The organism is Mycobacteroides chelonae CCUG 47445, from assembly GCF_001632805.1.
In the GTDB taxonomy this organism is placed as follows: domain Bacteria; phylum Actinomycetota; class Actinomycetes; order Mycobacteriales; family Mycobacteriaceae; genus Mycobacterium; species Mycobacterium chelonae.
In genome coordinates this window covers 3,797,809-3,811,207 of sequence record NZ_CP007220.1, presented here as the reverse complement: position 1 = coordinate 3,811,207, position 13,399 = coordinate 3,797,809, and the positions used below count along the sequence as shown (strand labels likewise).

The 13,399-nt window shown below is 64.7% G+C and carries 12 protein-coding genes and 1 pseudogene; 7 read left to right on the top strand and 6 right to left on the bottom strand.

Annotation, left to right across the window (positions count from 1 at the left end; all coding sequences use genetic code 11):
- Positions 1–3: 3 nt before the first annotated feature.
- Together BB28_RS18620 and BB28_RS18615 are read right to left on the bottom strand one after the other, a co-directional pair.
- Positions 4–288, bottom strand: coding sequence for a tetraspanin family protein (locus tag BB28_RS18620; RefSeq protein ID WP_046254592.1), 285 nt, complete (start codon positions 286–288; stop codon positions 4–6).
- Positions 281–1,423: a PspC domain-containing protein gene (locus tag BB28_RS18615; protein WP_046254591.1), complete on the bottom strand. Its 1,143-nt coding sequence runs from the start codon at positions 1,421–1,423 to the stop codon at positions 281–283. The genes BB28_RS18620 and BB28_RS18615 overlap by 8 nt, the downstream gene beginning before the upstream one ends.
- A 92-nt stretch (positions 1,424–1,515) precedes the next feature.
- Between BB28_RS18615 and BB28_RS18610 the strand changes: the two genes are divergently transcribed.
- The 4 genes from BB28_RS18610 (at position 1,516) to BB28_RS18595 (ending at position 5,927) form a co-directional block, all read left to right on the top strand.
- Positions 1,516–2,787 (top strand): ATP-binding protein, encoded by a 1,272-nt coding sequence (locus tag BB28_RS18610; RefSeq protein ID WP_225421949.1) that lies wholly within the window; start codon positions 1,516–1,518, stop codon positions 2,785–2,787.
- A gap of 2 nt (positions 2,788–2,789) precedes the next feature.
- Entirely contained in the window at positions 2,790–3,428 is a 639-nt protein-coding gene (locus BB28_RS18605) for a response regulator (RefSeq protein WP_191985278.1), read from the top strand.
- A gap of 173 nt (positions 3,429–3,601) precedes the next feature.
- Positions 3,602–4,336, top strand: coding sequence for a hypothetical protein (locus BB28_RS18600; protein WP_046255969.1), 735 nt, complete (start codon positions 3,602–3,604; stop codon positions 4,334–4,336).
- A gap of 70 nt (positions 4,337–4,406) precedes the next feature.
- On the top strand, positions 4,407–5,927 hold the full coding sequence (locus BB28_RS18595) for a DNA polymerase Y family protein (RefSeq protein ID WP_419894530.1): 1,521 nt from the start codon (positions 4,407–4,409) through the stop codon (positions 5,925–5,927).
- Between the two features lie 14 nt (positions 5,928–5,941).
- On the opposite strand, the gene BB28_RS18590 is transcribed toward BB28_RS18595, so the two are convergent.
- Positions 5,942–6,973, bottom strand: a complete 1,032-nt coding sequence (locus BB28_RS18590; protein WP_030096791.1) for a nucleoside hydrolase — start codon at positions 6,971–6,973, stop codon at positions 5,942–5,944.
- 124 nt (positions 6,974–7,097) lie between these two features.
- On the opposite strand from BB28_RS18590, the gene BB28_RS18585 reads away from it, so the two are divergent.
- Positions 7,098–8,435, top strand: coding sequence for a flavin monoamine oxidase family protein (locus BB28_RS18585; RefSeq protein WP_337251441.1), 1,338 nt, complete (start codon positions 7,098–7,100; stop codon positions 8,433–8,435).
- Here BB28_RS18585 and BB28_RS18580 read toward each other — a convergent pair.
- Entirely contained in the window at positions 8,413–10,425 is a 2,013-nt protein-coding gene (locus tag BB28_RS18580; RefSeq protein WP_046254588.1) for an SDR family oxidoreductase, read from the bottom strand. The genes BB28_RS18585 and BB28_RS18580 overlap by 23 nt on opposite strands.
- A 129-nt stretch (positions 10,426–10,554) precedes the next feature.
- Here BB28_RS18580 and BB28_RS18575 point away from each other — a divergent pair, with 129 nt between their 5' ends.
- Together BB28_RS18575 and BB28_RS18570 are read left to right on the top strand one after the other, a co-directional pair.
- Complete coding sequence (locus BB28_RS18575) at positions 10,555–10,917, top strand: hypothetical protein (protein WP_046254587.1); 363 nt, start codon at positions 10,555–10,557, stop codon at positions 10,915–10,917.
- A gap of 2 nt (positions 10,918–10,919) precedes the next feature.
- Positions 10,920–11,435 (top strand): annotated as a pseudogene (locus tag BB28_RS18570) (PH domain-containing protein); the annotation flags it as partial.
- A 192-nt stretch (positions 11,436–11,627) separates the two neighbouring features.
- Here the strand turns inward: BB28_RS18570 and BB28_RS18565 are convergent.
- Positions 11,628–12,605 (bottom strand): alpha/beta hydrolase, encoded by a 978-nt coding sequence (locus tag BB28_RS18565; RefSeq protein ID WP_046254586.1) that lies wholly within the window; start codon positions 12,603–12,605, stop codon positions 11,628–11,630.
- Between the two features lie 187 nt (positions 12,606–12,792).
- Entirely contained in the window at positions 12,793–13,392 is a 600-nt protein-coding gene (locus tag BB28_RS18560; protein WP_046254585.1) for a TetR/AcrR family transcriptional regulator, read from the bottom strand.
- Positions 13,393–13,399 lie beyond the last annotated feature (7 nt).

The window sequence follows — 13,399 nt, the reverse complement described above, 5'->3', positions numbered from 1 at the left end:
TACCTAGGTTCGGTTACGGCGGGTTGGAACCGCCACCAGCGCAACGCCGATGGCGATCGCCACGGCAATCGCCATCCAGCCGAGCAGGTTGCTGTGCACTAGCGCTCCGAAGTCCTGGCCGGTCAAAGCCCAGCCTCCGACGAGCAGGGCGACCAGCCCGGACAGTGCCAGCAAGATGGATGGTCTGCCCTTCTCGTCGGTGTCGGCCTCCGGGGTAGTCGTCACGGGATTTTCCGCGGTGAGCTCATTGTCGGTGCCGGTCGTTGGTTCGTCGATGTTCTCAGACACGTTGCACCTCAATGCTTCCTACATTTGCCGTTGCGTTGATTGTCAGTACGGGGCCGACACCCTTGGGTGAGGGCAGGCAATCGAAGCTGCCCATGCCCACCTCGCACGAGGTGCGTACATTCATCGAAGGGGGAACGAGTACCTGGATATCGCCCATCCCGACGTCGAGGTAGACCGTTTTATCGTTGGTGAGCGTGACCTGTGTGAGGTCAAGGGTGATCGTGCCGACGCCGACCTCGTAGTACTCCTCGATATCGGAAGCCTCTGTGACACGGTAATTTTGGTCGCCGACGTTGAGTGACACCTCGAGCGGACCGATCGAGGATGCTACGACGACGAACCCGGCCAGCGGTATCGCCAGAAAGAGCAGTGAGTAGCCGCTGCGAAGCCATGCACCCACCAGTAAGCCGACCCCGAGGACGACCAGTGCCGCTGCCGCGACCACGACGGGTGTCACCCAGTTGGCGCCCAGCAGTCCGATGGCCACGAGCAGAGCACTGACGATGAGTGCCGCGCCGATGGTTACCTTGGGTACGGGCGACTTGGGCTTGGCCGGAGGCGCCGGCAGGGGAGCCGGATCGGGTAGATCCCAGGCGAAAGGGGCCGCCCGCAGTGGATCCCAGTTGGGTGGGGGAGGCGGTAAGAGAGGGCTGGTGGCCGCGGTATGGCTGTTCGGTTCGCCATCTTCGGCCGGGCCGGGCTGCGTCGTCGAACTCGCCGGAGGTGGTGGGGTTTCGGTCTGGCGCTGATAGAGCAGATACCAGCCCCCGAGCAGGACAACGGCACTGACGAATCCCCAGGGATCGCGGTCGGGGTCGATGAAGGGTCCGCCGACAAGCAGCAGGACGATGATCCAGAAGACCATCTTCACCTTGGACTCGTGGTACGGAGTGGTGTAGCGGGCGGTGGGCATCAGCAGCCAGCACGCCACATACATGATGGCGCCTGCCCCGCCGAAAATTGTTGTGACCACGAAGATTACGCGCACTAGCAGCGGGTCCACGTTGTACCGGTAGCCGATTCCCGCGGCAACACCCGCCAGCTTGCCGTGCCCGGGCAGCCGCAACGGCCGGGTGCGCCACATGTCTCCGAGCGTGGAGGACGGCGTCCGTTTGGTGGTGGTATCCGTGTCCATGACAGCTATGTTGCCCAGTCGCGGGCATGTCCGCCATCAGGATTCACCCTGATCTTTGCAAGGCGGGGGTTCAGGGATAAGCCCGATGCCCTATGGAGCTTTGCCATGGCAGTATCGCAGAGGTGAGTCCCACGTTTCGGAATGCCTTCGCCAGCGGGAATCGGCTGACTGCCGCCCCGCCCTTGCGTCGGCGTACCGGTGGCCGGGTAATCGCCGGGGTCGCCGGGGGGCTCGCCGATCATCTCGACGTTCCGGTGTTTCGGGTGCGGTTGGCCTTCGCAGTGCTTGGCGCGGCCAGCGGAATGGGCATCGCGGCGTACGGGCTGCTGTGGCTGCTGATGCCGCCGGGCGACGACGTTGCCGCTGTCAGCGCAACGGACCGCAGGCGGGCGACGGGGTTATTGCTGTTGAGTCTTGCCGCGCTGATCATCTTGATGTCGACGGTCAGTGGTTCGACGGCGGCACTGGTTTTCCCCATCGTGCTGGCACTGGTGGGGCTCGCCGTGGTGTGGCGCGAATTCGATTCGCAGGGGCCGAGTTCGGCCGTGCTGGGGGAGTCGGGCAAATCGTCGCTATTGACCTTGGTTCGGGTTATTGCCGGTGCCGCACTGGTCTTCGGCGGGATCGCCGTGGTGGTCTTGCGCAATGTGGATCTGTCCTCGCTGCGTGACTCGTTGGTGGCGATCGCGGCCACCCTGGTGGGCGCAATGCTGCTGACGGTGCCCTTGTGGTTGCGGTTGTGGCGTGCCCTCGGTGCCGAGCGTGCCGCGCGCATCCGTACCGAAGAGCGTGAAGAGATCGCCTCGCATCTCCACGATTCGGTGCTGCAGACGCTGGCGCTGATCCAGAAGCGGACAGATAACCCCAGCGAGGTGCTACGGCTGGCTCGCAGCCAGGAACGCGAATTGCGCAGCTGGTTGTTCTCCGCGGGGGTGTCCTCGGACTCGTCCCTGGCGCAGGAGCTACGTACCGTGGCCGGAGAGGTGGAGGATGCGCATACCGTGGTGGTCAATTCGGTGATCGTCGGTGATGCCGACCTATCTCTGGAGCCCGAGACCAGACGAGCGCTGATCGGGGCAACCCGCGAGGCACTCGTCAATGCTGCCAAACATTCCGGGCAATCGGATATCAACCTGTATGCCGAGGTGGAACCCGGCCAGATCAGTGTGTTCGTCAGGGATCGGGGCAAGGGGTTTGATCTGGAGGCGGTGCCACAGGATCGGCAGGGCATCGTGCGCTCCATCAAAGCCAGGGTGATGCGCCGGGGTGGGCAGGTGCAGATCAAGTCGGAGATCGGCAAGGGCACCGAGGTGCGAATTACCATGCCGTACAAGCTCTACGACGTCGACGAGAAAGAAGAGTGATGCTGCGGGTATTCCTGGTCGACGATCACGGGGTGTTCCGGTCCGGGGTGCGGGCGGAGCTGGCCGGTGAATCGGATATCGAGATCGTGGGCGAGGCCGGTTCGGTTGTCGAGGCGGTCGCCGGAATACGTTCCAGTGCACCGGATGTGGTGTTGCTCGATGTGCACATGCCCTCCGGCGGAGGGGTCGCCGTCATCAACGGAGTCGGCGGCTCGGGACCAGTCTTTCTTGCGCTCAGTGTGTCGGATGCCGCCGAGGATGTCATCGCGGTGATTCGTGCGGGAGCCAGAGGCTATGTCACCAAGACGATTTCGGGAAGTGAACTCGCCGAGGCCGTGCGCCGGGTGGCCGGTGGGGATGCGGTGTTCAGCCCGCGGCTTGCCGGATTCGTGCTCGATTCGTTCACCGGGCGGTCGAATACCCCGGAGCCGGCACTGGATCCGGAGCTGGATTCGTTGACCCCACGCGAGCTTGAGGTGCTGCGGCTCCTTGCCCGCGGATACACCTACCGGGAAATTGCCGAGGATCTGGTGATCTCGGTCAAGACGGTGGAGACGCACGCTTCTAATGTGCTGCGTAAGACTCAGCAGTCCAATCGCAACGCGTTGACCCGCTGGGCGCACACCCGCCAGCTCGACTAGGTCTCGTCGACACCGCGCCCCATGGCGGGTATGTGCGATACGAATCCGCCACGACACGGTGTGTCGGCAGAGCGGCCCAGTTCCTACCTCCTGCCTTGACGGTTGTCGGTGGCGAGGTGTTTACTCCAGTCATCGAACATATGTTCTAGTCGAGTGTGTCTGGAGGTGCGGTTGTGACGGCAGTGGCGGCCGCCGACGAGATGCTGGTGAACCGTGCTGACCAGCTACAAAAGCTCCGGCAGCAGATGGCTGCGATATCGGGAAAGGTTGGCGGAGACAGGTCATCGGCGGGGCGGTTTCACGAGGCGTTACCGGATGCTCAATCTTTGCTGCCGGTGTCCGATGCGCTGGCCAGCTCGATAGGTCACGTGTTGCGGCGCGGCACGGTCGCGGTGGCCAGCGGGGCCCGGTCGTTGCCCTTGGATGTGGTGGCTTCGGTGACCGCGGCGGGCGGGTACGCCGCGATTGTGGGTATGCCGGAGGTGAGTGTGCTGGCGGCGGTGGAAAAGGGAGCGGACCTGAGCCGTTTGGCGCTGATTCCTCGCCCGGGTCTGAGTGCGGTGGAGGTGGCCTCGGTGCTTATGGACGGGATGGATCTGGTGGTGCTGGGTCTGGGGGGACGAAAGGTGACCTCGACGTCGGCGCGCGCGATGGTGGCCCGGGCGCACAGCAACGGATGCACGCTGTTGGTTGCCGATGGGGACTGGGAAGGCGCCGCGGTGCGGTTGCAGGCCCGGGTAACCGGCTATGACGGGGTGTCCGCCTGTGGCCTGGGCCGAATTCGTGGCGTGCGGACGACGGTCCGGGCAACGGGGCGTAGGGCGCCCAGAGCCGCCGGGGCGGCGGCGTCCAGCTCAAGAGCTGCCGGGGAGGTGTGTGGCAGCCGTGGCTCGATCAGGTCCGCCTAAACGACAGCGTAAAGCTCCACGGGTGCTGGCGATTTGGTGCCCGGATTGGCCGGCGGTGGCCGCCGCGGCGATGGCCGACCTTCCTGCCACCCGGCCCGTGGCGGTGACCCTGGCCAACAGGGTCACCGCGTGCACGGCCGCCGCGCGGGCGCTGGGAGTCCGCCGGGGTATGCGCCGCCGCGAGTCCCAGGCCCGTTGTCCACAGCTGCATATCGCGGTGGCCGATGTCGATCGCGATGCGCGGTTTTTCGAGCCGATGATCGCCGCGGTGGATGACTTGGTGCCGGGGGCCGAGATTTTGCGCCCGGGGCTGATGGCGCTTCCGGTGGCCGGTGCGGCCCGGTACTTCGGCAGCGAGCAGACCGCGGCCGAGCGGCTGGCCGATGCGGTGTCGGTGGCCGGGGCCGAATGTCAGGTGGGCATCGCCGATCAGATGTCCACGGCGGTGTACGCCGCGCGGCATGCGGCACTGGTACCGCCCAGTGGGGATGCGGAGTTCCTGGCGTCCTTGTCCATCAAAGAGATGGCTGCCGAACCCAGCCTGTGCCATCCGCAGCGTGAAGACTTGGTTGATCTGCTGTGGCGCATGGGAATACGCACCATGGGTGCCTTCGCGGAACTAGCGCGGTCCGATGTCGCCTCACGGTTCGACGATGACGCGGTACAGGCGCACCGCCATGCGCGAGCTGAATCGCAGCGTCCTCCCTCGGGGCATGCGGTCCCGGCGGAGCTGGGAGTCGCGCTGCCGTGCGATCCGCCGATCGACCGGGTGGATGCGGCGGCTTTCGCGGGACGCACGCTGGCGATGAGCCTGCATGAGGTGCTGTCCTCGGCAGGAGTGGCCTGCTCCCGGTTGGCCATTCACGCGGTGACGGTGGACGGCCAGGAGCTGTCGCGGGTGTGGCGGTGTGCCGAGCCGCTCACCGAGGAGGCGACGGCCGACCGGGTCCGCTGGCAGCTTGACGGCTGGCTTGCCCGGCGCCGGTCTCTGGATGGGCCGGTGGCGATGTTGCGGTTGGAGCCGGTCGAAGTGGTGGCCGCCGAAGCGCTGCAGTTGACGTTGTGGGGAGCGGTGGGCGCCGAGGAGCGCCAGCGGGCCCGCCGCGCATTGACACGAGTTCAGGATCTGTTGGGAGAGGAGTCGGTACAGGTGGGAGTGGTCAGCGGTGGGCGGGGCCCAGCCGAACGAATTACTTTGGTGCCCTTAGGGGATGAGTTGCGCCCGCGGGCCGATCCTGATGCGCCGTGGCCCGGGAGGCTGCCCGATCCGGCTCCTGCGGTGCTGCTCGGTGAGGATGGCGAACCGGTGGAGCTGTTGGATGTCGATGGAGCACCGGTGACGGTGACCGGGCGGGGAATGTTCTCGGGGGAACCGGCCAGGGTCCGGCGGGGCGATGGCCGTTGGGAGTTGAGTTGGTGGGCAGGGCCATGGCCGATCGATGAGCGATGGTGGGAGGAACGGGAACCGACTCCTACCCGGGCATCGGTGGCCGCTCGGGCCCAAGTGCTGCTGGAAGGCAAGGGCGGTGGTCAGGCGCTGCTCCTGCATTTTCGGCGGCAGCGGTGGTATGTGGAGGGCGTTTATGAATGACGGCCTCGCCGGAATTAGCGCGCGCCGTCAAACCTTCGCGCGAAGACGCTGACTCGTTCGATGAATCGCTCGAAGAACACCTCGGGGTTGGTTTCCACCGCGATCTGCGCGTTGGGTTTCTGGCCCCACTGCCCCTTCCAGTCCGCGATGGTCATGGCGCGGGTCAGATCACCGGTCAGCTCGACATCGACAGTAGCGGAGCGGGTTTGGACCAGTGATGGCTCCAGCGCGACTGCGGCGGCGAACGGATCGTGCATGTGCGCCAAGAAGCCTTCGTCTTGCTTCATGTGGAACTCGAAATAGAAACGCACGGCATCTTCGATGAACCGCAGCAGCGAGTTGTTCGCCGACGAACGGCTGGATGGAAGATCGAGCACCGACAGGGGGGTGGTGGTGGCGCCCGCGGCCTCGGCCAGTCTGATCAGATGTTCCGGTGTCATGGCGATGGTCTCGGTGAGATTCAGGCCGCACACGATCGGAAGTTCTTGTACGCCAGCTGCTCCCCAGGCGGCGTACACCTCTGCCGTCGCACCCGGGTCGACTACGACATTCCATTCCGCCACCGGTGTGGTGTTACCCGGGTAGTCGAAGGAGCCGCCCATGATCACGAGCCGTTTGAGGAGTTTGGGCAACTCGGGTTCGGTGCGCAGGGCCAGCGCCAGGTTGGTGAGCGGGCCGGTCGCCAGGCCCACCAGCTCACCGGGGTGTGCGCGTGCCGCCCGCACCCAGGCCTCGGCCGCGTCGTAATCGGTGAGTGTGCGGGTGGAATCCGGCAGTGCGGCATACCCGAGGCCGGTGGGTCCGTGGGTGTCTTCGGCGGTGCGCAGTGCCGCGCTCAACGGCTCGGCGACGCCCTTGGACACCGGGATCTGCGGGGCCTTGCATAGCTCCAGCAGGCCCAGGTTGTTCGCGCAAACATGGTCCACCGAGACATTGCCCGCAGTAGAGGCGATGCCGACAATCTCTACATCCTCGCTAGCGAGGAGAAAGATCAATCCCAGTGCGTCATCGACTCCGGTATCAACGTCGGCAAAAACGGGAACCATGGACGTCAACCTACCGTCAGTTAGCTCCGTGTACGGATACGACAAGCGGTAGAGCACCGGTAATCATCAAAGTCATACGACTGACTGAATCTGCGGCTAGTATTGCTTTCAGGGCGTCCGGTCTATCGCCGGGCGGTCGGTCAGGAAGGAGTGTGGGATGCATCAGGACGAGTTACCGCAGACGACCACTGTGGCGGTCGTGGGTGCCGGGCTGTCGGGTCTGACGGCTGCCCGCGCACTGCACCGGCAGGGCGTCGACGTGATCGTGCTGGAGGCGGCGGAGCGTCTCGGTGGGCGGGTCATGGGAGAGACCACGGTGCTGGGCTCACGGCTGGACTTGGGCGGCCAGTGGATTGGCCATGATCACCACCGCGTCATGGGACTTGCCGCCGAACTCGGCCTTACTCAGTTCCCCATGCACACGGGTCCGCTGCCCGCGGTGATCGACGGACCCCGCCGCGTGAAGATCCCGTCCCTACTGCCGAGCGTGCTCATTCTCACCGGCCTGGAGGTGTTCTCGCGTCTCAGGACGCCGAAGCGCTGGCACGCGACCAGCGCGGCCGAATGGCTGCGCAAGGTGCCCGGCCGCACCACCCGGCGGCTGCTTGAGGTCATCGCGTTGATCTCCTGGACGGCGGACCTGGACCGGATGCCCATCCCCGCGATGATCTCGATGATCCGGCATCAAGGTGGTCTGCGGACCATGCTGTCGACCAAGGGCGGCGCGCAAGACTCCCTACTCGTCGAAGGGGCGGGTGCGCTTGTGGAAAGCCTGGCCGCCGAACTGGGTGCCCGAGTGAAGCTGGGACACCGCGTTACCTCGGTCAGCCGGAATGAACACGGAGTCACCCTCGACACAGCCTCGGGTCAGGTGCACGCCACGAAGGTCATTGTCACCGCGCCGCCGCCCACGGCGGCCCGCATCACCTTCAGCCCGCAGCTTCCGGCCGAGCGTGTCCAGATGCAGCAGAACATGTACATGGGGTCGGTGTACAAGGCGATCGCCGTGTACGAGAAGCCTTTCTGGCGAGAGCGATCCGGCGGCGAGTTCATGGTTCTCGACGGCCCGGGCCGGGCAGTCTTCGATACCACCGCTCCGGGCGGGCCGGGCCACCTGTGCGTGCTTGTCGCCGGTCCCGAGGCGCGTGAACTTGATGGGCTCGACACCGCTGGCCGTCGCCGCGCGGTGCTCGGCTCACTCTCCGAGCACGTCGGTCCGGAGGTTCTCGAACCGGCAGGCTGGCACGAGAAGTCCTGGCACCTCGACGAACATGCCGGAGGCGGATACATGGCCTTGCCCGATATCGGTTTCACCGAACAGTTGCCGCTCCCGTCGGCGCCCCTGGGCGATATTCATTGGGCGGGTACCGAAACGGCGCACGACCACCCGGGCTACCTGGATGGCGCCATCGAGGCGGGCACCCGGGCGGCCCGGGAGGTCACCAATGCACTCCGGGAATGAGGCGTACCGCCCTCATCACGGGGCCCGGAATACGCAGCTTTGACACGGCCGCAACGCGTTTGGCGGCCCTGGGGCGGCGGCGCGAGGTCGACACATCCTGGCGTTCGTCGACCGGCTCAAGGCCGCGAGCGGCCCGAGAATCGGGATATGCCAGATACATCTGGTGCATGATCCGGCGGGTCAACTTCGGTGTCATGTACCTGCCGATGTCGGCGTAGGTGCCCATCGGATGATCGATGCGGGTCGGCTTTTCGACGAGACCGCGAATCACCATGGCAGCGGCGTGTTCTGGGGTGAGTCCCGGCACCACATTCAGTTTGTGAGAAGGCTGAATCATCGGCGTCTTCACCAATGGCATATGGATATTGGTGAAAGTGATGTGATCCGACACCGTCTCGGTCGCGACCACATCGGAGAAGGCATCCAGTGCCGCCTTGGTGGGGATGTACGACGCGTACTTGGGATTACGGGTCTGCACACCGGCCGTCGAGACGTTGACGACGTGGCCGAATTTCCTTTCCCGCCAATGGGGGAGAAGCGCCAGCACCAGCCGCACGGCGCCAAAGTAGTTGATCGCCATGACCCGCTCGTAGTCATGGAACCGATCGACCGTGTTTATCGCCGAGCGGCGTATGGAGCGACCGGCGTTGTTCACCAAGTAGTCCACATGCCCGAACTGGCCGAGGATGCTCTTGACCGTGTCGTCCACGGCCGAGTAGTCGGTCAGATCGCAGCGGAACGAATACGCCTGCCCGCCGTCCTCACGGATCTCCGCGACCAGGCTGTCGAGTGCCTCGGCATCACGCGCCACCGCGAAAACGGTGCCGCCGCGCTGGGCGACGGCGATGGCCGCGGCCCGTCCGATACCGCTGGATGCCCCGGTGATGATGACGTGCCGGCCCACCAATGGCCCGGCGGGATCGTCGCGGCGGTATCGCTCGGGGTCGAGGTTCTTGCGCCAGTACTGGTAGAGCTTGCCGGCGTAGCTGCCGAATGAGGGAACCGTAATTCCACTGGGGCGCAGGGCTTCCTGTGTGGATTCGGAGACGAAGGTGGGCATGATCTCGGTGATGTCAATGACCTCGGGCGGGATACCGAGTTGGGTGACCACCATGTTGCGCCAGACCTTGAGCGTGCCGCGCGCATTCAGGAACGGGGTGGCGATGGCGTGGGGAAGCGACCCGCGCACGGGCGGCAGGCCCGCGGCAGGGGCAATGCCGGAGTAGATGTCCCGCAGGTAGGTCACCTCGGGGTTGGTCAGGTGGAAGGCCTGCCCGTCGCGGCCCTCCTGGTGCATCAGCTCGACGGTCGCATCGACGACGTAGTCGACCGGAACGATGTTGGAGCGTCCCGCCTTGGGCAGCATCATCGGGGTGAACCGGGGCAGCCGCGCGAGCTTGGCCAGAATTCCGAAGAAGTAGTACGGACCGTCGATCTTGTCCATCTCGCCGGTCTTGGAATCGCCGACAACGACGGCGGGCCGGTAGATCCGGTAGCGCAGACCGGGTTCCGAGCGCACGAGCAGTTCGGCCTCGAACTTGGTCTGGTGATACGGCGTCGGCAGGTCCTGGTTGACGTCGAAGTCTTCTTCGGTGAACTCGCCCTGATAACTTCCCGCGACCGCGATGGAGGAGATGTGGTGCAGGGTGGCGCCGGTGCGTTTGGCCAGTCCGATGACCGACCGCGTGCCCTCGACGTTCGCGGCGCGCTGTGCCTTGTCGTCCACGGTGATGTCATAGATCGCGGCACAGTGCACGATGTGATCGGCGGTGACCGGATCTCCCTCGGTGGGCAGGCCGAGATCGGGCTGGGTGAGGTCACCCACCAGCGGCTGTACGCGGTCATCCCATTGTTCGGCGAGCTTTTCGAACCGTGACAGGGACTCGCGCCGCACCAAAACGGCGACTTCCGCATTGCGCTGGGTCTCCAGGATTCGGGTCACAATCCGCCGTCCGATGAATCCGGTGCCGCCGGTGACGATGTATTTCACGTGCTACCCCTGAGACTGTTAGGCCGCTTATCGGCCCGTTTGGAGTCATCGTTGCCGTTTCGGGGTGTTTCGTCAACGATGTGTGACAAGTTCGTCATTGGGGAGTTAGCCATGGGGGATACTCCAGGAATGTCACGCGTTCGGGTGTTCCATGCTGCGCGCACCGCCGGCAATGCTGCCTGGTGGACGTTCGTGGTAGCCGCCTTGGTGAACAGGGGGTTGAACCTGCGGGGCTGGGATTACGGGTGGACTGCCTATACCCCGCTCACCGACGGCATGCCACGCCGCTACGCCGACTATGTGCCGTTCAATCCAGCTGCCGTGCAGCTGGTGGGCGTGCCGTTCCTTTCGTTGTGCCTGATCGCCTATGCGTTCGGTGGGCTCGACCGTACGATCGCCTGGTCGCCGACCGCGGTGCTGGTGTTCGTGCTTGCGGCCATTGCGATACGGCAGATATGGATGCGCCGGTTCGCTCCGGCAGTGGGGGAGTAGCGGTGATCGACACGGCCCCTACGGCTTCCGTGCTGCCGGTGGGAGTCGGTGCCAGCAGGTCGGCTCCCGTGCTCTGGGCCATCCAGTACGCATTGGTATGCAGTCCGCTGGTTGTCGTGGTGGCGGCGGTGTGGGCGCTGACAGCGCAGCCGGCCTACGCCAGCACCCCACTGGAGCATGTGGCGGGGGTGTTGGGGCTGCTGTGCATCTCCTGCGCGCTGGCGTGGGTGGTGCTTCGGCCACTGCAGCGTTACCGCGCATATCGGTGGGGTGTCCTGGACGACAAGGTGCTGTACATCGCATCGAAGACGTTGTGGTTCAGATCTTTCTGGGTTATCCCGTTTGCCCTGGTGCGAACGGTGGAACTGCGACAAGACTCGCTATCGCGTGTCTTGGGGTTGGCGATGGTGGTGGTGCGCGCAGATCAGGGCGAGCTACGGATCGTGGGCCTGGACGCGGCGACCGCCCACGACGTCGTCGAGAAGCTGTTCGGGCTGGTGGATGAGGCTTCGGTCTACCGGGTCGCCGATCAGATCCAGGTCATCGCTGGTCTGAAGGAACCGTTGCCGGAATCCATCCAGAGTGAGCAGTCGGAGCGGGGCGGGCCTAGTGGCCCGCCCCGCCTTCTGCCGCGCAACAGGAGCGCCTGAATTCGTTTGCGGCCCTGCAAATTCAGACTCGCGGTGGCTCCCTTCGGAGTGCAGAATTACTCAGGCTCCGTGGTCGCGGAACCAGTTGGCAGCGGCGCCCACTGTGCGGTCGACGACATCGGGTGTGTCGTAGTAGTCCGAGTGGAACACGTCGTTATCCCAGACCAACTTCTTGTCTGTGGTAGCAATCGACTCGAAGTGCCGCTTGGCGGAAATCGGGCTCAAGCAGTAGTCGCCGTGGAAGACAATCGCGGGCTTCTGGAGCTTCGCGACGCCGGGAACGGTGGAATATCCGAAGTGGTCCAGGTCGCTCATGATGGCGTAGCGGTTTTCAAAGCCCTTCAATGTCCACGGCCCATACCAAGCCCACACTGCCGGGCCAGGCAGTCCCGCCCGGGAGCCCACCGTGGGATCGGCGAGATCGGGTGAGACCAGCGGCTGGTAGATGACTTCCCCGGTCGTTTCGTAGAGCTCCTTGGCTTCACGTGCCCGTTGCAGACGCTCCGATAGCAGCGCCTCCAGTTGCTCCCGTGGTGGTAGGGAAGCCTCGTCGAACGGGTTGGCTGCGACCCCGGCGGTGACGGGAAACAGGTCGGCGTCTGCGTCACGGAAGTAGCCGGTCACACAGGCGACCGCTGTGATTCTGTCGTCGTAAGAGGCCACATCGAGCAGTTCGGGACCACCCTGGCAAATCCCCAGTGCGAAAACGCGCGATGCGTCTACATCGGGTCTATTCACCAGGTAGTCGAGAGCCGAGACCACATCCTCGTTCTTCATCACCGGGTTCTCAAGCCTACGCGGCTCGCCGCTCGACTCGCCGACCGTGCGCGGGTCGAAAGCGAGCGAAACGAAACCCTCGTCGGCTAGCCGGGTCGAGTACTGCGTGGGAGCTTGCTCCTTCTCGAACGAGTACGGTCCGAGCGTCACCACTACAGGAAACGGGCCGTCCCCCTCGGGGCGGTACAAATCGCCCACCAGGGTTTCCCCGTGAGAGGGAAAGGTGACCTTTTCGACTGTGTAGTTGCCATGCTGAGCCACTGTGGCGTTCCTCCAAATTCTCTTGCCCGATCGTTACGAGCAATCGCCCGCATCGCGATACTATCTAGTTAGTTACATACGCGCGACCTGACAGTCGACGTCACGTGATTTGGTAGCCGGGCGACGTGAATCGTGTTCGGCAGGACGGTCGAAGAGCCCGGCTAGCCGCGTCTGTATCGCGCGTCAGTCATCGTCCCGCGATGTCGATGAGGGCCTCGACGGTCGCGATGAGTACGGCACGGTGGGTGGCCAGACGCTGGGGAGAGAATGGTTCGGAATCCGCGAGACCGCGCAGGGCGGGCGACGCACCGAACCATGCGGTCGTCAGTCCAAGGATGAGGGCCAAGATGTCGGCTGGCTGTACACGTCCTGAAAGGGAACGTGTTTCAGCGATTGCTTTGATTTTGGCGGCGTAAGCCGCGGTTTCGGCTGGGCCAGCGACAGGCCGTTCCAGCTGCGCCCAGGTGGCAAGTCGCAGATGCTCGGGGTGGTCGACCATGTGGTCGAACAGTGCACCCGCGTAGCCGGACAGGTCCTCGGGAGTGAACGGGACAGCCTCGGACATCTGCTGAATAGAGTGGGCAACCACGATGTCGAACAACGTCTCTTTGTTGGTGTAGTAGACGTAGATCAGGCGCTTGTTAGCCTCCGCGGCGGCGCCGATCCTATCGACACGCGCGCCGGCCAGGCCGTGTTCGGCGAACTCCGCGTAAGCGGCATCGAGTAGCCGCTTCTTAGTCGCAGAGGCGTCGGGCGGCATGTCATGAGCGTAGAGGTAGATCGCCATGGATTTC

Excerpts from the sequence above, each read along its gene's own strand:
- BB28_RS18615 (WP_046254591.1), bottom strand. The coding sequence starts at position 1,423 with ATGGACACGGATACCACCACCAAACGGACGCCGTCCTCCACGCTCGGA.
- BB28_RS18610 (WP_225421949.1), top strand. The coding sequence starts at position 1,516 with ATGGAGCTTTGCCATGGCAGTATCGCAGAGGTGAGTCCCACGTTTCGG.
- BB28_RS18595 (WP_419894530.1), top strand. The coding sequence starts at position 4,407 with ATGGCCGACCTTCCTGCCACCCGGCCCGTGGCGGTGACCCTGGCCAAC.
- BB28_RS18590 (WP_030096791.1), bottom strand. The coding sequence starts at position 6,973 with ATGGTTCCCGTTTTTGCCGACGTTGATACCGGAGTCGATGACGCACTG.
- BB28_RS18575 (WP_046254587.1), top strand. The coding sequence starts at position 10,555 with ATGTCACGCGTTCGGGTGTTCCATGCTGCGCGCACCGCCGGCAATGCT.
- BB28_RS18560 (WP_046254585.1), bottom strand. The coding sequence starts at position 13,392 with ATGGCGATCTACCTCTACGCTCATGACATGCCGCCCGACGCCTCTGCG.